We start from the raw sequence: 20,759 nt of genomic DNA on the forward strand, positions 1-20,759 counted from the left end.
AAGTTAGGAGGGAAGAGTTGATTAGAACTATGGGATATCCTGACAAACCTGTTGCCAGTATAAATGAAGACCTTTTTAATGTAGAAGTTTATGTAAATGCCTTATGCAGCTTTATTAGGAGCTGTGAGACACCAATGACAATATCCATCCAGGGCGACTGGGGGAGTGGCAAAACCAGTATGATGAACATGATGAAGGCTAATATGCAAGGCGCTGTATGGCCTATATGGTTCAATACATGGCAGTTTTCACAGTTTGATATGGGAAATGCCCTCGCATTTTCAATGATGGATGTAATCCTAAAAGGGCTTGATTGCGAAAATGATGTCAGGAAAAAGATAATAAATGGCTTGATAGGTTTTGGAAAGCGAGTAGTTCGCAATGTATCTGATTATACATTGGGTGGAGAAATAACGGGAGTAATTAGTAATTCGCTTGAAGGTCCAGCGCAGGAAGTAGACTTTGCCTCAGAAATTAGTGAGTTGAAAGATAAATTCAGAACCGCTGTTGATAGTAAGTTGGAAAAAGAACATCGGGACAGAGTTGTAGTTTTTGTTGATGATCTTGACAGGTTGCAACCCGCCAAGGCAGTTGAGCTTCTTGAGGTTTTGAAACTATTTCTTGACTGTGATAAGTGTGTCTTTGTCTTGGCGGTGGATTATGAAGTCGTAACTCTTGGTATCCGGCAGAAGTATGGGAATGAAGTCACAGAAGAAAAGGGAAGAAGTTTCTTCGATAAAATAATCCAACTTCCGTTTAAAATGCCGGTAGCAAGTTATGATATCCACAGATATGTTCGTGGAATGATGAAAAAAATGAATATTTCGGATTCAGAATCTGAGGTGACATTATTTTTTAATCTTATTCAGACTTCTATAGGATTTAATCCCAGGAGTATGAAAAGACTATTCAATACTTATGAACTCCTAGATATAGTTACGGAATCAACTGTTAGAAATATAGATGATGATGTTCGAAAGAGGATTCTATTTGCCATTATCTGTGTACAGATGTGTTATGAAAAGCTCTATCTATACTTTACATCGACTCGGATAGATGGTGATACTTTTGCAGCATTTACGGAAGATGCCCTGTTAGATGCAGCGTTAAGGGAAATATATGGAATAGGCTCTGACGATTCATGTTATGAAATAGATAGAGTTAAAGTGTTTATTCCTCATTTCATGGATGCCTTGCAGATGGATGGAGATAAAGAGCTGTCGGAAGAAGAGATAAGTAATTTCAAGACAATTCTTAAGAGCTCTGTCGTTACATCTGTAAATGCAACCACGGAGACTGCGGATTCTGATTCAAAAGAATGGGAGTATCGGAACAGAAACAAGGACATTGTAAAAGAAACCGCAGAAAAATTGCGCAATATTGGGAAGTTTACTCCATGGATGCCCAGAAAAGCTCGTGAAGGAGTAAAATTCTCGGATATCTCGGGGTGGTATGCATGGAATGTTCCCGTAGGATTTGATTGCACTTTAGAGTATTATCTCTCCAGGATAAGTGAATTCATTATTAGCGTAAGTGTCATGATATCACTTCGTGATGGAAAAGGAATGGAGCAGAAGTTTTTCGATGTGTTTGGAGATAATCCGCTTAAGCTAAATATAGTTCCTGTTAAAGAGGAATGGGGGCGATATATTTATAATAATGTGCTAAGAGTTAATGCAAATGATACAAGCATTGCTGACCAGATAGCGACGATTACCAAAAATGCGTATGAAGCTGTAAATGAAAAAGTAAATAATTATGAGCAATGAGTATGTGTATGACAGAATAGGAGGTCTCTAATGGTAAAATGCCAAGTATGTAACCGTACAGGAGCAAATATGAAAATGTGCAAAAAATGCGGAAAAGTATGGTGTGAGAGGTGCGCATGTCAGGGGAAGGCTCCATATCCAAAACAGAAGGCTGTGAATGTTTGTCCATATTGCGGAGGATATAACTGTATGACAACAGCCAAATAGTCTGATGTTTTGATTAATGGGCGGTGGGAAAGATTATTATTCCTGGCGCCTTTTTTGACCAATAATGTATGCCTGATGTTTGCAATTTACATATTTCATAAGAGCAAAGAATAATTAATGCGTAGTTAATATATTCCTAGAAGCGATAATGATAGAATTAATCTTGGGGCTAGGTGTGATGTAAACAGTAATATTCCAGTTACTTATACGAGTATCTCAGTTCAACAATGCTTTAGCAGAAAGGAATTAAGATGCGTGAACCTATTCTGGACGGAAGAAATACTAAAATTGGTGAGTATGAAGAACGGCTTGATGGGAGAGTCTATATATATGACAGGAAGAACAATAGAATAGGTGAAATAAGGGGAGGAGTAAGAAGGCTTGATTTATATGATAGGAATAATAGAAAACTAGCTTTTTGGGATGAGGATAGAGATTGTACCAGAGATATTAGGAATCGTAAGCTTTCTGATGGAAATTCTCTTTTACAAGTATGCGTTATGCTAAATGAAGAACAAATAGAAGCCCAGAATAGAAAAGAACAAGAAGAAGCCCAAAAGAGGAAAGAAAAAGAAGACGCAAATAAGAGAAAAGAAGCGCAGAAACAATCTTATGAAAGAGGAAGGAAAACATATACTACTGGGAAGAAAGGCTCGACTAGAGGTAGTGGCAAGAAGAATGGTTCAGCAGGTGGGGGACTTATACTTTTAATTCTTATTGTGATTATGTTCAGGGCATGCTCTAAAAACACAACTCAAGAGCCCAAGAACGAAGATCAGAACATTTCTGTTCAGCATAAACAGGTTGCAAAGGAACAATCGGAACAGGATAAACAACTTGATATTCGAACAGAATCGGACTTTATCTTTTCGGATTCTGATAAGAGATATCTTTCGGATGATGAAGTGAAAACGCTTAACAAGGATGAAATAAGGATAGCTATAAACGAGATATATGCCAGAAGAGGAAGGGCATTCAAAACTCCTGAGTTGAATGAATACTTCTCATCAAAAAACTGGTATAATCCGCAATATTCACAAGCTGAATTTTCAGAGGATGTTTTTAATGAATACGAAAAAGCAAATATTATTTTGCTTTCAAAATATAGGTAGAAAGTGGGGTGTCACATCAGCGTTTGGACATGTGGCATCCCTATTTATTTGCACAATTAATTATTTAGGCCTTTTATGTGCAAAAGAATGTACATCTAATTTGCTATCATTTTCTCATGAGCATAATAACTATGTAATGAGGTGAAGCAGATATGATCTGGCTTAAATATTGCTAAGAGCCTATGCTTTGTTAATTGTTATTTTATAAATGTAACTATAGCAAGATGTTAGAATTAGTATAGTAGTATTCACTTATGAGGGCCTTTTTATGAGAAAAAGAGATATTTATAAATATGCATTGGTTACTATGGTTGCTTCTGCACTTTTTGGATGTGCAACTAATCGTGCAGATGTAAAGCCGCTAAATTTGAATGAAATGAGTTCTGTTATTTCAGAGGAGAATCAGAGTAGCAAAGAGGATATTAGTCTGGACAAAAGTAGTGTTGGTGATTCTGAAAAAATGCTAAGTGATGAAGAAGACAACGCTATTCTTGACGAGGCGGTACCGACTGCTTCAGAACCTGAAAAAAATGCTGCTGGGAAAATGGGGGCAGTATCAAATCCTTCAGATGTAAAAAAATCATATGAAAAATTTCTTGCAAATGAAGAGCCTGTAATCATTGAATCCTATAGGCTTTTTGGAGATCTTCACAGTGCGTTTTTTAATTATGAAGAAAAAGATGGCCAAGCGTATCTGTTATCTGAGATAATCCATCGGATATTGGCTGAAGATAATGAATTGAATGTAAAAGCCATTAAATACGCATACATAGATTCCATGGATAAGGGGTCAGAACAATTGCTTGTTTCTATAACAACAGATTGGGGAGATGAAGAATTTTCAAGCGGACAAAACTATACGGATTACAAATTTGTGGTTAATAATGTAGAAGGTCAGCTAAAGCTTTTATATGAGAATGAGGAAGTTTTTCGTTACGCTGTTACAATCAACAAATACGGTTATATCAGTACAGGAACATATAGTGGCTTTGCTTCTGATGAATATGAGTACAGGATTCTCACAGAGGATGGATGGAATTTTGTTTATGGCGAAACATTTGAAGCAGGTAATTGTTTGACACCTTTAAAATTGTTTTGGGATTGGGAACCGGTTGAAGTAAATCTTGAATCACTATGTGAGGATGGCGGTGCAGTTTGGTCATATAGGTTTGAAGAGGAAGGTGATGCGAATATGACATATTCGTATGCTTTCTGGAATGATGAGGGAGGCCCTGAATACGGACCGTCAGTTGAGGAGAAGCTGTACGGAAAGAATAGTCCGTATAGAAAAGCTTTTGAAGATGCCGGAGTTACTATTTATACAATGTCAGAAGTCGGGGACATGATTTCAAAGAGAGAAAAAGAGCTTGGAATAACGAATAAGATAACAGATGCTGATGAGCCTGAGTGGAATGAGATTAAAGATATCTCTGCGATTATTGATGCTGCCAATAAAAAGACGGTATCTAAGGCAGCTGATAATAAAATAATAGATATAGATAGCAATATTTTGAAATATCGCAATATAAGATATTCGGATTTTGTTAATATGACAGGGAATGAAGCAGAGTTTTATCATAATTGCTATTTCATTTCCAGCATACCGGATTCATCATATGAAATAGTCTTTTTGGGCGGATGGAATGATAATACTTTCGAGGCATATTTAGATGATGACAGCGTAGGATATATGCTTCAGGGGAAACTAAAGGATTTTGTGAATTCTGATCGTTCGGAGATTGCTTTAGATAAAATCATAGAGGATCTTGGTGTTGTCAGTTATGAGTATCGCGAAGGTGGGGGAACAATATACTACGTTTCAGACAATTATGTAAGGCTTAATATTGATACTGGAAGTGATGGGAAAGCTGATATGTTTATGGATGTGGATATTGATCCAAACAGGGCTAATGTCATCAAATTAGACTCATGTGTTTATCTGTATTGGAACGAAGAACCTATGTAAGCTGTAAGTAATGTGGCGATTATCTGTCATGGATGAGGGTGATTGCATATGAAATTGATAGATTTGACATGTCCACATTGTGGATCACTATTGAGAATCGACGCTGATAGAGAACGTGCATTTTGTGAGCATTGTGGAGCTCAGGTAATAATTGATCATGAAGTGCAACATATTAAGTATGATGGTGCAGAGCAGGCTGGCTATGAATTTGAAAAAGGAAGACAGCGGGCACAGGCAGAAGCCCAATATGAGCAGCCTGTTTATACTGTTGAGGAAGAAAGCCCTAAAGAAAAACCGTTTTTACCGTTTTGGATTGATGTTTTTCTTTGGATAGTTCTATTCCCTATAATGTCATCGATTCATATTTTAAAGAGCAAAAAATATAATACATTACTAAAGCCTATATTGATATTGATAATGTGGATTTTTTACTTCGCTATTTTGGATGGGATTGGCTTATCAGGAAAGAACACAAAAACCAATACTAATACTTATAATAATGCGGTAACAGAAAAAAGCTATATATCTGAAACTACGGATGAAAAAGAGGAGTATCCTTCAAAATCAACTACCAAGGCCATAACAGAAGAGAATACCCAAACTAAAAGTACAGATAGTGCTGTAGAAAAAAATATGTTTCCTACAGATTTACCATACTCATTTGTATTCTATGATGGAACTAACTGGCAAACAGTTATCCATCTTCGATCTGATGGAAAATTCAGGGGGTATTATGTTGAAAATGGATCAGAATCAAATGCAGAGTATCCGAATGGAACCTGTTGCTACTCCTTTTTCAGTGGGAAGATGTCTGACCCGGCAACTGATGAAAACAAATACAGCATGAAGATTAACGAACTGACTTATGATGATTCTTTTGGAGATAAAGAATCAGATGGGGGAGTTAGATACATTTATACTGCAGCAAAAGGGATTCGAGAAGGATTAAGATTCGAATTATATAAGCAGGATGCAAAGGTTGATAGTATCCCTGGAAAATATCAATCAAAATGGAAGAACTTGATAACACAAGTATATAAAGATTACTCAGGACGAACAGATACCATAGGAGATTATGTAATCTTCAGTACAGATGAGGATGCCATGATATATTTTTGTGGCATGGATAATATAGACAGTCAGTTACTGTATCCTGACGTATATTCAAGGGTATTAACAGAAGCGGATGTTTTGACTATATGGGAGAAATCTGGTGGAGAAGTTAATGGGAGAAACGTGTACCAGATGATAATTAATGAAATGTATGCTAGACATGGATTTAAATTTGGGAAACAAGACCTAGCAGATTATTTTACATCCAAATTCTGGTATTGGGATTTGAAATCGGACGGAGCTCTTACAGATGATATGAGTGAAGTGGCTTCCTTAATGAGTAAGATTGAGAGCGATAATGTAATTCTTTTGAAGAATTCTATAGGAAATAGTACAGTAGATTCTTCTGAAGACCAGTTTGCTGAGGGAGCTGGGGCTGAGTCTCAATCAGTCTCTGAATCAACAACATCTGCGTATGGAATTGAGTATCCTCAAGCACCGTTTGATATCGGCAGAATTCACGTAGATACATTTGATGTTTTAGGCGTTGAAGAAGGGAGCCAGTATCTAAAACTTAGTTATGCCATTACAGGTACAGGCCCGCAAATCAATAGTTATAAAACATTCTACTGTTATGATATAGATGGATATCAGCTGGGATCATTTACGATTTGGTTTAACATTAGTGAAGACAGTTTCAAAATTAAGAAGGATACTTACATTCCTAAAAACACGGTAAGAATTTCGCTGGAGTAATTTTTATAATCCCCCAAAAAACCTCGATTCCACACTAATACCCCCAAATACCCTCGAATCCCCCATTTTTTCATCTTTTCAACGGAAAAATGGCATGATATTATTATAATGCGCCAAGAGATGTGAGATACGAAATCCCACACCTCAAGGCGTTTTTCTTTTGCAAAAGAATTTTTTCCTTTCTTTCTTTAAAAATGTTAAAGCTTTTGGTTTGTTTGTGTTTGGTTCACTTAGAGCATCAGATTCCGGGACGTCACGGAAGACTGGTGCTCATTTTAATTTGACAATAATCGGAGGAAACTATGGATAACGTTAATACAACAGATATGGAAAACTACGCTAAAAAAATGGATGAGAAATATGCAGATAAGGCTGCTGACAAGGCAGGCTATCAGGAGTTCAAGGACAACTTCAAGGATCTTGTTGAAAAAAACTTTGAGGATAAGGGCATTCATGATGTTGAGGTTGAGAACCGCCTCGTTGATAAGGTCAATGAGACATATGATGCTTTCACAATAAAGCATACCGGTTCAGATGTTGGTGTAAACATCAGTGTTACTGAGGCTTATGCAGCATATGCCAAGGATGAAACTGATATGAAAACAATCGCAGGCGCTATGGTGGACAGGACTGTTCAGGCTCTTCAGAATGCGCCTACAATCAGCAATGGAATAAATGACATTCAGAACTATGATGTCATGAAGAACAAGCTGGTTATGGAGGTTGTTTCAGCTGAGACAAATGCAGAGCTCCTTGAGACTGTGCCTCATAAGGACATTGAGGACATGGCAGTTATCTACCGCTTCGATGTAAAAGATATTGTGGGAGAGGGTGCCAGCGTCGTGGTGACAAACAAGATGCTTGATAACTACGGCGTCACTCCTGAGCAGCTTCATACAGATGCTGTGAAAAATGCGCCTGAGATCAGACCTATCGTCATCCAGGGCATGGCAGAGGTGCTTGCAAAGCAGATGGGTGTTGAGGATCTGGAGATGCTTGGCCTTAATATTCCACCGGAGCAGGAGCAGATTTTTGTGGCTTCGGTTCCTGATAATGTTCATGGTGCAGGGGTCCTTGCCTATGAGGATTTCATGGATAAGGCTGCAGAAAGAGCTGGTGGCGATTTTTATATTCTCCCCAGCAGTATTCATGAGCTTCTTATCGTTCCTGACAATGGAATGATGGATCTTAAATCTCTCGAGAATATGGTAAGGGAAGTAAATGCAACAACCGTTGATCCTTCGGAGAAGCTCACTGACAATGTTTACCACTACGACTCAAAGGACAAGATCTTTGAGCTTGGTGAAAAGCATCTTCTTCGTGAAGCAGTAAAGGAAAGAGAAGCGGAGATGGGACAGAAGTCCGGAGAAAAGAAATCTCTTATCGGGGAGCTCAAGGCTGCAAAGGAAGAGGCTTCAAAGCGCCCTGAAAAGGATGTGATTGATAAGGGCGTAAAGTCCAAAGGTGATGTAGCGATATGATGATATGGGATTGCGGAAACGAAGTAAAGCAATCCGTATATCACCTATAACCCAATATAGTGGCGCTGGTCTGTGGTAAATCCCAGACTGGTGCCATTTCTTTTTCCAAAATTCGTAGAACATAGGAGGAATCTAAAAAATGTCACAGGCATATAACAGAGATAAATACAGTGGAGGGAAGTCTTTTCAGGGGACAAGGGATCCTATTCCGGTTGTCGGACTAAAGCCCCATAACTGCAAGACTCCGTGTCCTTACGGCGTTGGAAAAACATTCTGCTTTCCATGCATGGGAAAGATCATGGATGAGCATAACAAACTTAGAAAGGCGGCATAAAAATGGATAAAGAATTTGCTGTTGATTTAGAAAAAACAAATGGTGAAGCGATTTCCTTTAAAGCATATAGGGATTCTCTGACCAAGAGGAAAGGTGTGCTGGTGGGAGTAGGCGGAATTAAGAGTCTTGTGGACTCATCAGGAATAAGAAATATTCTCGCCGATTTTGGAAGGAATGTAATCGGATGGCCACTTGGGGCAGACTATCATCTGCTATGTGCAGATGAGAACCTTTTGGAAAATGAACTTGGATTATTTCTTGAGGGCGATGCACTTGTGGTAAAGACCGGCTTCACTGGTGAAACACAGTCTCTGACAGAGGCAGATCTTGGTATCATCCAGTTTATTTTTGAGAGAAGGACTATGTTCCTTACGGATGATCATGGAAATACTTTTCCTGCTATTGAGCTTGATCATAGAGCTGCATGAGGTAAGTGCCTATGAATGAAGAAGTATCTCAGAAGACTGTCCGGTTTGCAATAAATACCGGAAAAGTCTCGGGGCGTATTCTCTTGAATTGTTTAAAGGCATATCTGCGGCACAGGAAGAATAAAAAGTTCACTGCCGGCAAAGGAAAGCAGACTGTCAAACAGCTTATAAAGCAAGGTCAGGGTGCTTCCAGCATGGAAGTAAGCGGAGAGAGCATCAGGACTTTCAAGAGAATTGCGAACAAGTATGGTGTTGATTTTGCCATTGTAAAGGACAAGACAGCAGATCCTCCACGCTTTACATGCTTTTTCAAGGCTAAGGACATGGATGCTATAACCGCAGTGGTAAAGGAGTACTCTGCGAAAGTAGTCAAACTGCAGGGTAAGCCCAGTCTTCTCAAGGAACTTAAGAAGATTAAGGATGAGATTGCAAAGGCTCCACGCAAAGTAAAAGAGAAGTTTAAGGAGTACGTCAGATGAATAGAAAAACAAAGAAACTGATAATCCTTAATATTCCCTACGTGCTGGTGGGGCTTTTTTGTACAAATCTTGGTGAGGCCTGGAGAATAGCCTTGGGACACAACATGTCAGAAAAACTCCAGGGGCTTGTGATATATGGCGGTTTTTCAAAAGCTTTTGCGAATATCCTGCCAAGCTTCAATCCATTTGACCTTACTGTAGGTATTGTCTGCGGACTGGCGCTGAGGCTAGCGGTCTACCTTAAGGGGAAGAATGCAAAATCCTTTCGGCATGGAAAGGAATACGGCTCAGCGAGATGGGGAAAACAGGAGGACATAGAGCCTTTTGAAGATCCGGTATTTGAGAACAACATCATCCTGTCAAAAACAGAGAGGCTAATGATGAACTCAAGACCAAAGAACTGGATCCATGCAAGGAATAAGAATGTACTTCTTATCGGTGGTTCCGGTTCAGGTAAGACCAGAAACTGGATAAAACCTAACCTCTTACAGCTTCACAGCAGCTACGTACTTACAGATCCTAAGGGACAGGTCCTGGGTGAAGTTGGTAACGTGTTCTTAAAGGCAGGCTATGAGATAAAGGTTTTCAATACCATAAACTTTAAGAAGAGCCAGCATTATAATCCATTTTCCTACATTCATTCGGAGAAGGATATCCTGAAGCTGGTGACTACGCTGATGGCTAACACCAAGGGGGAGGGTACTCCTGGAGATCCTTTCTGGGAGAAGGCTGAAAAGCTGCTTTATACGGCTCTTATCGGCCTGATATATTATGAGGCTCCTGAGGAGGAAAAGAACTTCAACACACTTGTGGAGTTCATCAATTCAATGGAGATCAGGGAGGATGACGAGTCTTTTAAAAATGCGGTTGATATTCTTTTTGAGAGACTTGAGAAAAAGGATCCTGATCACTTTGCGGTAAGGCAGTATTCCAAGTATAAATTAGCTGCCGGAAAGACAGCTAAGAGTATCCTGGTAAGCTGCGGAGCAAGACTTGCGCCCTTTGATATTGCCGAGCTTCGAGAGATCATGAGTTATGATGAGCTGGAGCTTGATAAGACCGGTGACAGGAAGACGATATTGTTCCTCATAATGTCAGATACAGACAGCACTTTTAATTTCATTATCAGTATGATCTACACGCAGCTTTTTAATACTCTGTGTGAAAAAGCTGATGATGTCTATAAGGGAAGGCTTCCTGTTCATGTAAGGTGTCTTATCGATGAGTGCGCGAATATCGGACAGATCCCGAACCTGGAGAAGCTCATGGCAACTATTCGAAGCCGTGAGATTTCTGCGGCGCTTGTGCTTCAGGCAAAGTCGCAGCTTAAGGCTATCTACAAGGATAACTCCGAGACCATCATAGGCAACTGTGATAGTCAGATTTTCCTTGGTGGCTCTGAACAGACAACACTCAAAGACCTTAATACCAGTCTGGGAAAAGAGACCATCGACATGTATAACACAGGTGAGTCCAGGGGAACATCGCAGAGTTATAACCTTAACTATCAGAAGCTCGGACATGATCTTATGAGCATTGATGAGCTTGCAGTAATGGATGGCGGCAAATGCATCGTACAGGTGCGTGGCGTAAGACCATTTTTGTCGGATAAATATGATCTGACAGAGCATCCAATGTATAAATATACTGCGGATGCTGATAAGAAGAACTGGTTCGATGTCGAGAAATTCCTCGATCATGAACTAAAACTAAAACCCGATGACGAGTATGAAGTTATTGAGGAAACAGTAGAAGAGTAATGATATGGAGCCCGATGTTATGTCAATAAAAGGCATGCATTCAGGGCTTTATATATTGCCTGGAAACAGGCGGCATGGCCATGTGTCCGGTATCAGTCGACGGGTACCGGAAAGCAACTATCAACCGGCATCACAGAAGTACGAGTGGTGTCGCTTACCAACAAAAAATATTGGAAGGAGGATGTCGGAAACTATATAAAGTATATTTATATACGTTTTTCCGTCAACGTGTTATGGCATTTTTCGTTTCTGCCGTAGGGGCATTACAGACAATTGTAGTAGCATTAGGCGCAGGCCTTGGTGTATGGGGTATTGTAAACCTTCTTGAGGGATATGGCAATGATAATCCTGGAGCCAAGTCACAGGGAATGAAGCAGCTGATGGCCGGAGGTGGTGTTTGCCTCCTTGGAACAACTGTGGTTCCCCTTCTTTCAGGACTTTTCTGATTAGCCCAGGAAGAAGAAATTACAACTGAATAAGGAAAAAATACAGAGCCAGGCGGAGATTGCAAGAAAGTTGGAGCGGAGCTTGCTCCAGCGAAAACTTTTCTGCATATCTCCAGTTGGCGGATATCCGCCAACGAGGAAATGGCTACATTTCCGAGTCTGGCTCAATCTAAAAACAATCTAAAAAACAACCCAGCAACAAGCTGGTAAAAACTTAGGAGGGATATGTTTGACACATTATTTCAAGAGATAGAACAGCATCTCAAAGATATGATAATTCCCTACCTTATGAGTGTACTGCAGACCATGTTTGACTGTGTAAATGACCAGGTTGGAACGATTGCATCAGATGTGGGTACAACGCCTTCAGCTTTTAATCCGACAGTCTTTGGAATGATAAGAAATATCTCAGAGACGGTCATAATGCCGATAGCGGGAATAATCCTTACGTTTGTAGCATGTTATGAGCTGATACAGCTGATAATCAGTTACAACAACCTGGCGAATTTTGAAACATGGTTCATTTTCAAATGGGTGTTTAAGACAGCCATTGCAGTAGAGATAATCTCGCATACTTTTGATTTCACAATGGCGGTATTTGATGTAGCTCAGCATATCATATTAAATGCGGGCGGAGTCATTGCAGCCACAACAGCGGTTGATGCATCAGCACTTGCCTCGATGCAGGCAACCATAGAGGCTATGGATATATGGAGCATTTTTGCACTGTTTTTCCAGGTCTCAATAATCATGATCGTAACGCAGATCCTTTCGAAACTCATATTTGTCATCATCTATGTGAGAATGATCGAGATCTATATGTATGTTTCCCTTGCTCCGATACCACTCGCTACTTTTGCTAACAAGGAACAGAGCTCAGTCTGTATCAATTATGGAAAGAGCCTGTTTGCATTAGGACTTCAGGGATTCCTTATCATGATATGCGTTGGTATCTATGCTGCACTTATACAGACACTTGCATTTTCAAGCGATATCGTAGGTTCCCTTTGGGGAGTTGTAGGATATACACTGCTTCTGGCATTTTCACTGTTTAAGACAAACACAGTAGCCAAGGCAATCCTGCAGTGCACATAAAATGAGGAAGGAGATATATGGCAGCTTCATATATATCAGTTCCAAGAGATCTTACAAAGGTCAAAAGCAAAATAATCTTAAATCTGACAAAAAGACAGTTAGGATGTTTTTTGGTGGCGGCGTTCATAGGAGTTCCGTCATTTTTTCTTATAAAGAGCATGGCTCCGGTAAATGTGGCTATCATGTGCATGATGATCATAATGATGCCAATATTCTTCTTTGCACTTTACGAGAAAAATGGAAGACCTTTGGAAGTATATCTTGGGCATTTCATAGAGGCCGTGTTTGTGCGGCCAAGAAAACGACCGTATAAAACGGATAATTATTATTCGGCTCTGGAGCGGACAGCCAGGGCAGAAAGGGAGGTGGACAGAATTGTTCGTAGTTCCGTGGAGAAAAAATAAGAACACAAGACAGTTCCAGATGCCTGAAGGCTTATCAAAGAGTGAGCAGGCACAGGTAAGAGAAATAATAAAAAATGCGAAGAAGGATGATGGGACTCCGAGGACTGCACAGCAGACGCTCCCCTTTGACCGCGTATTTCCGGATGGAATAATCAGAGTGGGAATGGACTATTACACAAAGACCATCCAGTTCCAGGATATCAATTATCAGCTTGCACAGCAGGAGGATAAGACCGAGATATTTGAGGAGTGGTGTGGATTCCTAAACTTCTTTGACAGTTCGGTTCATTTTGAACTTTCATTCATGAACTTCGCAACTGAAGTGGGAGACTTTGAGAAAAAGATTGCGATAGTCCATCAGAATGATCCCTTCAATGATGTAAGGGATGAGTACTCAGGAATCCTGCTCCGTAACATGCAGGCAGGTAATAACGGACTTACAAAAGTAAAGTACATCACTTTTGGTATCCACGCGGATTCCATGAGGTCTGCAAAGCCAAGACTAATCCATATAGAAATGGATATCCTGAACAACTTCAAGAGACTTGGTGTGTTAGCTGAAACTCTTAATGGAGAGCAGAGACTTGCTCTCATGCATAAGCAACTTCATATGGGAGATAATGCGAAATTCCATTTTGATTGGAGATACCTTGCAAAGAGTGGTCTTTCTGTAAAAGACTTTATTGCACCAAGCTCCTTTGAATTTCCTAATGGAAGGTATTTTAAGATGGGAGATACCTGGTGTTCCATGAGCTTTTTATCAATCGATGCATCAGATGTCAGCGACAGGATGCTGGCTGATTTTCTAGGGATGGAATCAAGTCAGATAGTCACCATGCATCTGCACTCTGTTGATCAGAATGAGGCGATAAAAACTGTAAAGCATACTATCACCGAGCTCGACAGAAGTAAGATAGAAGAACAGAAAAAGGCTGTAAGAGCCGGGTATGATATGGAGATTATTCCCTCAGACCTTGCTACTTACGGAAAGGACGCAAAGGCCCTCCTTAAGGAATTGCAGTCACAGAATGAGAGAATGTTTCTTCTGACATTTCTTATCATGAACACAGGAAAGACCAAGGAAGAGCTTGATAACAATATCTTCCAGGCATCATCCATTGCACAGAAGCACAGCTGCAATCTGGTACGCCTTGATTTCCAGCAGGAGCAGGGACTTGTAAGTACTTTGCCTCTTGCCTACAACGAGGTTGATATTCAGCGTGGCATGACAACTTCAAGTACAGCGATCTTTGTTCCTTTTACTACACAGGAACTGTTTCAGGATCATAGGGGCGCTTTGTATTATGGGCTTAATGCTCTTTCAAACAACCTTATCATGGTGGACAGAAAGAAGCTTAAGAACCCTAATGGCCTCATCCTTGGTACTCCCGGTGCAGGTAAATCCTTCGCAGCTAAGAGGGAGATTGTAAATTCATTCCTTGTTACGGATGATGATATCATCATATCAGATCCGGAAAATGAGTACAGAGCGATGGTGGAGTATCTTGGCGGTCAGGTGGTAAAGATAAGTCCCACATCAGACCAGTACATCAATCCCATGGACATTAACATGAACTACTCGGAGGATGATAACCCTGTGATGCTTAAGGTGGATTTCATCCTTTCCCTGTGTGAACTTATCATGGGAGCAAAGGATGGTCTGCAGCCCACGGAAAAGACTGTTATAGACAGATGTGTCCGTCAGGTCTACAGAAAGTATCTTGAGGATCCGATACCAGAGAATATTCCGATACTGGAAGATCTTTACAACCTGCTCCTTAAGCAGGATGAGCCAGAGGCTAAATACGTTGCAACTGCACTTGAAATTTATGTAACAGGATCACTTAATGTCTTTAACCACAGGACAAACGTGGAACTGCGCAACCGTCTTGTCTGCTTTGACATAAAGGATCTTGGCAAACAGCTTAAGAAGATAGGTATGCTCATCATTGAGGACCAGGTATGGTGCAGGGTTTCAGAGAACAGAGAAGCCGGAAAGTCCACCCGTTACTACATGGATGAGATGCATCTGCTCCTTCGTGAAGAGCAGACAGCAGCTTATACAGTTGAGATCTGGAAGCGCTTTAGAAAGTGGGGAGGTATGCCGACAGGTATAACCCAGAACGTCAAAGACCTGCTTGCATCAAGGGAAGTAGAAAATATATTTGAAAACTCTGACTTCATTTTAATGCTCAATCAGGCCGTAGGGGACAGGGCAATCCTTGCAAAACAGCTTAACATAAGTCCACACCAGCTTTCGTATGTGACACATTCGGGAGAAGGTGAAGGGCTTATTTTTTATGGAAATGTAATACTGCCGTTCATTGACAGATTCCCTAAAGAGACCAAGCTGTATGAGGTTATCAATACCAAGTTCTCGGAGACTTCGGCGCAGAAAGAACAGAATAAAACCACCGCATAAACGATGGGAGACATGTAATGGATGAAGGATTATACACAAGGGAGCCTCGTGATGAGGCTTCCGTAGATGAAAATAAAGTCAGGACCCATGCCAATAAATTGAAAACCAAGGATTCCGCAAGGAGGTACTACGAGAAGAAGCTTCGAAATGGAAGAGCTGACAACAGGGACACTGCAGAGGAACAGAAAAGAAAACATAAAATCCATAAGCAGAGTCAGAAGAAGGCTAATGATATTGAGAAGAATCGTAAGAATTCCGAAGCTAAAAGGAAAGCAGACCAAGAAGCACAGCGGACTGCAAGAAAAGGTACGGACGGTAATACCGGGGCGGATGGTAAACCTTCGGGGGCTTTTTCCAGAACAGCTGCAGATGCGCTGACCGGAATTGGCATAGTTTCTGATATGGTTGGTTCCACTGATGACGGGAAAGATGAGTCAGTTGTGGCAGAAGAGGTTGTTGATACTGGTGGTTATATTGCAAGTGGCGCAGTCAGCAGTGCTACATCAAAAGCGAAAAACAAAAAGTACAGCAACAAGATGCATAAGAGAAAAGAACTGGACACTGAAAAGGAAGCAGCAAAGCAGAAAGCCCAGAGGGAAATGCAAAAAAAGGCAATGCAAAAGCAGGCCAGGGCTGCAGAAAACGGCGGCAAGATTGGACGTAAGATCACTGACAAAGCAGAAGATATGGCAGCTCTTTTATGGGAAACAGTAAAAGAGTTTGTGGAGGATAATCCTGTTGCCTCAGCGATAATAGTTCTTGTTTTTATTCTGATAATTGCAGTTATGGGTATGATGAGCTCATGCTCTGCCATGGGAGGCGGCAGCGGAGATGTGGTTTTTGCTTCTTCATATACTGCTGAAGATGAGGACATACTCGGAGCTGAGGATGACTATAAGGAACTGGAGGCAGGCCTTCAGGATGATATCGATAACATAGAGACAGATTACGCGGACTATGACGAAATTAACTATCATCTCGATGAGATAGGGCATAACCCATATCAGCTGGCAGCAATCTTGACAGTCCTTTTTGAAGCATACAAGCGTGAGGATGTACAGGCAAAACTGCAGGAGATATTTGAGATCCAGTATGAACTGACCACTGAGGAAGAGGTTGAGACCAGGGAAAGGGAAGTGGAAGTATCCGGAATCCGTTGGGTAGAGGATGATTCTTTTGAAGACGGAGGTTATTGGGAACCATATACGGAAACCATAACAGAGGAATACGATTATTACATTCTAAATGTTTATCTTGTAAATCATACCCTTGATGTTGTCCCTGATGAACTGGGATTCACAGAAGCACAAAAAGAACGTGTAAAGCTTCTCATGCTCACCTATGGAAACAGGAAATATCTCTTTGGTGAGGATGATTATTACAACACGGATGATTCCCATCCCGGTGACAGTGATGAGCACCACGTTCCGGGGGAATATCTGTCAGATGAACAGTTTGCCAGGATGCTAGCGGAGGCAGAAAGGTATCTTGGTGTTCCTTATGTCTGGGGAGGATACAGCCCTTCGGGATTTGACTGCTCTGGCTTTGTAAGCTGGGTAATCAACCACTGTGGCAACGGCTGGAATTACGGACGACTCACAGCTAATGGACTTCGGGCCAGGACAACACCGGTGTCACCTTCGGAAGCAAAACCTGGAGATCTTATTTTTTTCCAGGGCACATATGATACTCCCGGCGCTAGTCATGTCGGAATCTACGTGGGTGGTGGCTGGATGATCCATGCAGGTAACCCTGTTCATTATTCGAGTATAAACACATCCTACTGGCAGTCGCACTTCCTTGGATTTGGACGTATTGGGTAGGTTATGTAGTCCCCTGCAGCTTTGCAGGGGGATTTCATTGGAGGAAAAGCATGTTTGAGAAATTAACAAGGATAAGAGCAGAACATGAAAGGAATACTGTAAGGTTCGAGGAAGCCAGGGCAAAGATGGAAGAAAGTGCGGCGAAGCTCAAGGAAGAAGAGGCAACTGCACTTGTAGGACTTGCTGAGAAAGTGAAGATGACACCTGAGCAGCTGGCAGAGTACCTTGGAGTCAAGGATGAAAAACCTTCTGCTCCAAAGAAGAAAAAGGAAACAAGTAACAAGGTTGATTCTGGGGATCCTGTAAAAGACAGTGATGACCACGGAAAAGAAAACAACGAGATGGAGGAAATCTTAAATGGAAGCTATTAAGTTAATAGGTGCCAGAGTTAAGACTCTTGGCGTATCAGTGGCTCTTATGGGGTCACTTTTTTGTTTTAGTCCTGTGACTGCTTTTGCAGGAGGACCTGACTGTTTTACGGAGGAAACTGAAAATTCACCCGAAACTCCCGACACTCCGGTGGAGGAAAAATGGGGACCACTAACTCCTGATGGCAACATGGAGCTTGTTGATGATTATGGCTCCCTTGAAGCAGGCGGCAAGCAGTTCATCACTGTTATGACAAAGAGCGGCAATTATTTTTATATCATCATTGACCGTGATGATGAGGGAAACGAAAATGTTCATTTCCTCAACATGGTTGATGAGTCAGATCTTTTATCACTTATGGATGATGACCAGGTGGATAAATACATAAAAGTTACAGGAATCGGAAAGGAAGAGGAAAAGGATCCCGAGCCGGTTAAGATAGAGCCGGAACCTGAACCGGAAACCGAACCAGTGGTGGAGCCCGAACCTGAGAAAAAGCCGGTAAATGTAAATGCAATCATGGCATTTATACTTATCATCGGTCTTGGTGCTGCAGGTGGTTTCATGTATTACACATCAACCAAGAATAATAAGAAAAAGAGTACCGGAGTAGATCCCGACCAGGATTATACAGATCAGGATTACCTCGACAGTATTGGCAGTGATGATGAAGAAGATTTTGAAACTGAGGACGATATTCCTGAGACGGAAGCAGAGACTTCTTATGATGAGGGGGATGAGTGATATGGCCAGAAAGTCCAGATATATTGCTTATGTGAAAGCTGTGAGAAGAGCAGAGAAAAAGGAGTCAAAGGATGGAAAGAGAAGACAGGTTAAAGCAGCTGACAGACCAGCTAACTGATGGCGTGAAGGCAGTCCGCGACAGTGGGGAGTACAAAAAACTCCTCGCTGTCATGGCAAAATTCCCGCATTATTCCATGAACAACTGCATGCTCATTGCAATGCAGAGACCTGATGCTACTTTGTGTCAGGGCTTTGATGGATGGAAGAAGATGGGACGTTATGTGAAAAAAGGCGAGAAGGGCATAAGGATCATTGCCCCGGCGCCTTATACAGTTCAGAAGGAAGTAGATAAGCTTGATTCAAATGGGAAGCCTGTGATCGACTCTGATGGTGAGCGTGTGAAGGAAACAAAAGAATACCAGGTCATGGGATTTAAGGCTGAGACTACTTTTGATGTTTCACAGACTGATGGAAAAGAGTTGCCAAAGGTTGGAGTGGATGAGCTCAAGGGTGAAGTCGATAAGTTTGAACTTATGATGGGAGTTCTCAAGGATTTGAGTCCTGTTCCGATTGGCTTTGAAGATATACAGTCTGGAGCGAAGGGCTACTATCATGTGGCTGATAAGAGGATTGCGATCCAGAAGGACATGAGTGAGCTGCAGACAGTAAAGACATGTCTTCATGAGATCACACATGCCATGCTTCATGCTGATGCACCTAAAGATATCAGTAAGAACAGAAAAGAACTGGAAGCAGAAGGAACAGCCTGCATTGTACTTAAGTATATGGGCTATGATACAGATGCCTACAGCTTTCCATATCTAACCGGGTATACAACGGATGCAGACATGAAGGAACTAAAGGATTCCCTGAATACTATCAGGAGAGCTTCATCAAAGATCATCACAAAGATTGAAAATGAACTTAGGGATATCTATAAGGAGAGGCATCCTGAGATTGTACCGGATAATGAGCCGGTGAAGACTGAAAAATCAGAGAAGACAGAGGCAAGGGATGAGGAGAAGACAGTTGCATCTACTGGGAATAACACATCTGAAAAATCCTCTGTCGAAAATAACAGAGCAGATGATGACTGGCCTTTAGTGGATGAACCGAAAGAAAAAGTGATAGCGGAGAGACGGATTCTTGGAACAGTACGCATTTTACCCGATGGTGCTGGAGGAAAGAAGCCGTCTCTTTTGGATTCACTGAGACTTGAGAAAGACAAAATCAAAAATAAAATGACCGGAAATGACAGTAAAGATGCAAAGGGGGTAGCAATCTGATGGGTAAGAGACATGATTATGCTTCAAGGAACATAGAGCTCCTTGAGGAAAACATAAAACTTCTAAAGGCTCTTAAGAAGGGCTCAGAAATAGCCCAGCTTATAAAGGATCTGGCTGTTGCGGAAGAAAGAGGCCTTAAGCTTGCAGAGGATGAGCTTTCCATATTTGGAGAAGTGGGAGACTTGTTCCAGTCATCAAAGGATCTTACAGAGTCCATAAAGGACATGGCGGATATCCTTGTTGAGAACTATAAGATCAGTTGGGAACGTGAATATGAACGTGAGGTCGCATATCCATATGTCGATCCGAAGGAGGAATTGTGATGGGAATACCTGAAGATGATGGATGGATCAATGCCGAAGATTATGACGGCTACATTCCATTTGAGAGTGATGAAGAAAATGAGAAAAGGCTTGTTGCCCTTAGACAGAGAAAAGCTGCAGAGAGTGGCGGTGATGAACTTCCATTTGGGAATTTCGATGATGGTAGCGGTACAAAGCAGGTATACAACGAAGAGGAAATAGTAGGTGAATGTCCTCTATGTGGCACTCATGTTATCGAGAGGGAGAAAGGATTCTTCTGTGATAACATGGAGTGCCATTTTGCTTTATGGAAGAACAACAGATTTTTCCAGGCAATAGGCAAGGAGATGACAAGAGAAGTCGCCGATGATCTTGTGAACTGTGGAACGGTAAAGCTGGAAAACTGTGTTTCAAAAAGGACCGGCAATAAGTTCAGCTGCTATGTTGACATGACCATTGATGAGGAACAGAGGTCTCACTTCGAGATACGATTTCCCCAAAGTAAGCAGCGAAGGGAGTGATA

Annotated in this window: 20 protein-coding genes; all 20 read left to right on the forward strand. The window is 41.2% G+C overall.

From position 1 onward, the window contains the following. Nucleotides 1–17: 17 nt before the first annotated feature. On the forward strand, nt 18–1,769 hold the full coding sequence (locus BV60_RS0102375) for a KAP family P-loop NTPase fold protein (RefSeq protein WP_156035920.1): 1,752 nt from the start codon (nt 18–20) through the stop codon (nt 1,767–1,769). A gap of 30 nt (nt 1,770–1,799) precedes the next feature. Then, nucleotides 1,800–1,976, forward strand: coding sequence for a hypothetical protein (locus BV60_RS22965; protein ID WP_156035921.1), 177 nt, complete (start codon nt 1,800–1,802; stop codon nt 1,974–1,976). Between the two features lie 251 nt (nt 1,977–2,227). Then, nucleotides 2,228–3,088: a YARHG domain-containing protein gene (locus tag BV60_RS0102385; protein WP_029319228.1), complete on the forward strand. Its 861-nt coding sequence runs from the start codon at nt 2,228–2,230 to the stop codon at nt 3,086–3,088. A 268-nt stretch (nt 3,089–3,356) separates the two neighbouring features. Beyond that, nucleotides 3,357–5,054, forward strand: coding sequence for a hypothetical protein (locus BV60_RS0102390; RefSeq protein WP_029319229.1), 1,698 nt, complete (start codon nt 3,357–3,359; stop codon nt 5,052–5,054). A gap of 48 nt (nt 5,055–5,102) precedes the next feature. After that, nucleotides 5,103–6,863, forward strand: coding sequence for a YARHG domain-containing protein (locus tag BV60_RS0102395; RefSeq protein WP_029319231.1), 1,761 nt, complete (start codon nt 5,103–5,105; stop codon nt 6,861–6,863). A gap of 302 nt (nt 6,864–7,165) precedes the next feature. Next, the gene (locus BV60_RS0102400; RefSeq protein ID WP_051656463.1) at nt 7,166–8,344 is read left to right on the forward strand and encodes a DUF5688 family protein; all 1,179 of its coding nucleotides are present in this window, start codon (nt 7,166–7,168) and stop codon (nt 8,342–8,344) included. Nucleotides 8,345–8,483: 139 nt separating this feature from the next. Continuing rightward, the gene (locus tag BV60_RS0102405) at nt 8,484–8,678 is read left to right on the forward strand and encodes a hypothetical protein (RefSeq protein WP_029319234.1); all 195 of its coding nucleotides are present in this window, start codon (nt 8,484–8,486) and stop codon (nt 8,676–8,678) included. Nucleotides 8,679–8,680: 2 nt separating this feature from the next. After that, nucleotides 8,681–9,106 carry a hypothetical protein gene (locus BV60_RS0102410; RefSeq protein WP_029319236.1) on the forward strand — a complete coding sequence of 142 codons (426 nt, stop codon included), beginning with the start codon at nt 8,681–8,683 and terminating at the stop codon, nt 9,104–9,106. Between the two features lie 11 nt (nt 9,107–9,117). Next, on the forward strand, nt 9,118–9,585 hold the full coding sequence (locus tag BV60_RS0102415; RefSeq protein WP_029319237.1) for a PcfB family protein: 468 nt from the start codon (nt 9,118–9,120) through the stop codon (nt 9,583–9,585). After that, on the forward strand, nt 9,582–11,345 hold the full coding sequence (locus BV60_RS0102420; protein ID WP_029319238.1) for a VirD4-like conjugal transfer protein, CD1115 family: 1,764 nt from the start codon (nt 9,582–9,584) through the stop codon (nt 11,343–11,345). The genes BV60_RS0102415 and BV60_RS0102420 overlap by 4 nt, the downstream gene beginning before the upstream one ends. 233 nt (nt 11,346–11,578) lie before the next feature. Beyond that, nucleotides 11,579–11,791: a Maff2 family mobile element protein gene (locus BV60_RS0102425; RefSeq protein ID WP_029319240.1), complete on the forward strand. Its 213-nt coding sequence runs from the start codon at nt 11,579–11,581 to the stop codon at nt 11,789–11,791. A 225-nt stretch (nt 11,792–12,016) separates the two neighbouring features. Further along, complete coding sequence (locus tag BV60_RS0102430) at nt 12,017–12,886, forward strand: VirB6/TrbL-like conjugal transfer protein, CD1112 family (RefSeq protein WP_029319242.1); 870 nt, start codon at nt 12,017–12,019, stop codon at nt 12,884–12,886. Nucleotides 12,887–12,903: 17 nt separating this feature from the next. After that, a complete protein-coding gene (locus BV60_RS0102435) occupies nt 12,904–13,290 on the forward strand; it encodes a PrgI family protein (protein WP_029319244.1) in 387 nt (128 codons plus the stop codon). Nucleotides 13,291–13,309: 19 nt separating this feature from the next. Then, nucleotides 13,310–15,712 (forward strand): VirB4-like conjugal transfer ATPase, CD1110 family, encoded by a 2,403-nt coding sequence (locus BV60_RS0102440; RefSeq protein ID WP_029319245.1) that lies wholly within the window; start codon nt 13,310–13,312, stop codon nt 15,710–15,712. A 17-nt stretch (nt 15,713–15,729) separates the two neighbouring features. Next, the gene (locus tag BV60_RS0102445; protein WP_051656464.1) at nt 15,730–17,535 is read left to right on the forward strand and encodes a C40 family peptidase; all 1,806 of its coding nucleotides are present in this window, start codon (nt 15,730–15,732) and stop codon (nt 17,533–17,535) included. Nucleotides 17,536–17,585: 50 nt separating this feature from the next. Beyond that, nucleotides 17,586–17,906, forward strand: a complete 321-nt coding sequence (locus BV60_RS0102450) for a DUF4315 family protein (RefSeq protein WP_029319248.1) — start codon at nt 17,586–17,588, stop codon at nt 17,904–17,906. After that, entirely contained in the window at nt 17,893–18,648 is a 756-nt protein-coding gene (locus tag BV60_RS20780; RefSeq protein ID WP_035777030.1) for a DUF4366 domain-containing protein, read from the forward strand. Before BV60_RS0102450 ends, BV60_RS20780 begins: the two co-directional genes overlap by 14 nt. A gap of 71 nt (nt 18,649–18,719) precedes the next feature. Continuing rightward, nucleotides 18,720–19,934 carry an ArdC family protein gene (locus tag BV60_RS0102465; RefSeq protein WP_156035922.1) on the forward strand — a complete coding sequence of 405 codons (1,215 nt, stop codon included), beginning with the start codon at nt 18,720–18,722 and terminating at the stop codon, nt 19,932–19,934. After that, a complete protein-coding gene (locus tag BV60_RS0102470; protein ID WP_029319251.1) occupies nt 19,934–20,257 on the forward strand; it encodes a hypothetical protein in 324 nt (107 codons plus the stop codon). The genes BV60_RS0102465 and BV60_RS0102470 overlap by 1 nt, the downstream gene beginning before the upstream one ends. Continuing rightward, a complete protein-coding gene (locus tag BV60_RS0102475) occupies nt 20,257–20,757 on the forward strand; it encodes a hypothetical protein (protein WP_029319252.1) in 501 nt (166 codons plus the stop codon). Before BV60_RS0102470 ends, BV60_RS0102475 begins: the two co-directional genes overlap by 1 nt. Nucleotides 20,758–20,759 lie beyond the last annotated feature (2 nt).

Origin of the sequence: Butyrivibrio sp. AE3004 (genome assembly GCF_000703165.1) — a bacterium.
Classification (GTDB): domain Bacteria; phylum Bacillota; class Clostridia; order Lachnospirales; family Lachnospiraceae; genus Butyrivibrio.

Coding starts and splice junctions, on each gene's coding strand:
- BV60_RS22965 (WP_156035921.1), top strand. CDS start 1,800: ATGGTAAAATGCCAAGTATGTAACCGTACAGGAGCAAATATGAAAATG.
- BV60_RS0102385 (WP_029319228.1), top strand. CDS start 2,228: ATGCGTGAACCTATTCTGGACGGAAGAAATACTAAAATTGGTGAGTAT.
- BV60_RS0102390 (WP_029319229.1), top strand. CDS start 3,357: ATGAGAAAAAGAGATATTTATAAATATGCATTGGTTACTATGGTTGCT.
- BV60_RS0102395 (WP_029319231.1), top strand. CDS start 5,103: ATGAAATTGATAGATTTGACATGTCCACATTGTGGATCACTATTGAGA.
- BV60_RS0102400 (WP_051656463.1), top strand. CDS start 7,166: ATGGATAACGTTAATACAACAGATATGGAAAACTACGCTAAAAAAATG.
- BV60_RS0102405 (WP_029319234.1), top strand. CDS start 8,484: ATGTCACAGGCATATAACAGAGATAAATACAGTGGAGGGAAGTCTTTT.
- BV60_RS0102410 (WP_029319236.1), top strand. CDS start 8,681: ATGGATAAAGAATTTGCTGTTGATTTAGAAAAAACAAATGGTGAAGCG.
- BV60_RS0102415 (WP_029319237.1), top strand. CDS start 9,118: ATGAATGAAGAAGTATCTCAGAAGACTGTCCGGTTTGCAATAAATACC.
- BV60_RS0102420 (WP_029319238.1), top strand. CDS start 9,582: ATGAATAGAAAAACAAAGAAACTGATAATCCTTAATATTCCCTACGTG.
- BV60_RS0102425 (WP_029319240.1), top strand. CDS start 11,579: ATGGCATTTTTCGTTTCTGCCGTAGGGGCATTACAGACAATTGTAGTA.
- BV60_RS0102430 (WP_029319242.1), top strand. CDS start 12,017: ATGTTTGACACATTATTTCAAGAGATAGAACAGCATCTCAAAGATATG.
- BV60_RS0102435 (WP_029319244.1), top strand. CDS start 12,904: ATGGCAGCTTCATATATATCAGTTCCAAGAGATCTTACAAAGGTCAAA.
- BV60_RS0102440 (WP_029319245.1), top strand. CDS start 13,310: ATGCCTGAAGGCTTATCAAAGAGTGAGCAGGCACAGGTAAGAGAAATA.
- BV60_RS0102445 (WP_051656464.1), top strand. CDS start 15,730: ATGGATGAAGGATTATACACAAGGGAGCCTCGTGATGAGGCTTCCGTA.
- BV60_RS0102450 (WP_029319248.1), top strand. CDS start 17,586: ATGTTTGAGAAATTAACAAGGATAAGAGCAGAACATGAAAGGAATACT.
- BV60_RS20780 (WP_035777030.1), top strand. CDS start 17,893: ATGGAAGCTATTAAGTTAATAGGTGCCAGAGTTAAGACTCTTGGCGTA.
- BV60_RS0102465 (WP_156035922.1), top strand. CDS start 18,720: ATGGAAAGAGAAGACAGGTTAAAGCAGCTGACAGACCAGCTAACTGAT.
- BV60_RS0102470 (WP_029319251.1), top strand. CDS start 19,934: ATGGGTAAGAGACATGATTATGCTTCAAGGAACATAGAGCTCCTTGAG.
- BV60_RS0102475 (WP_029319252.1), top strand. CDS start 20,257: ATGGGAATACCTGAAGATGATGGATGGATCAATGCCGAAGATTATGAC.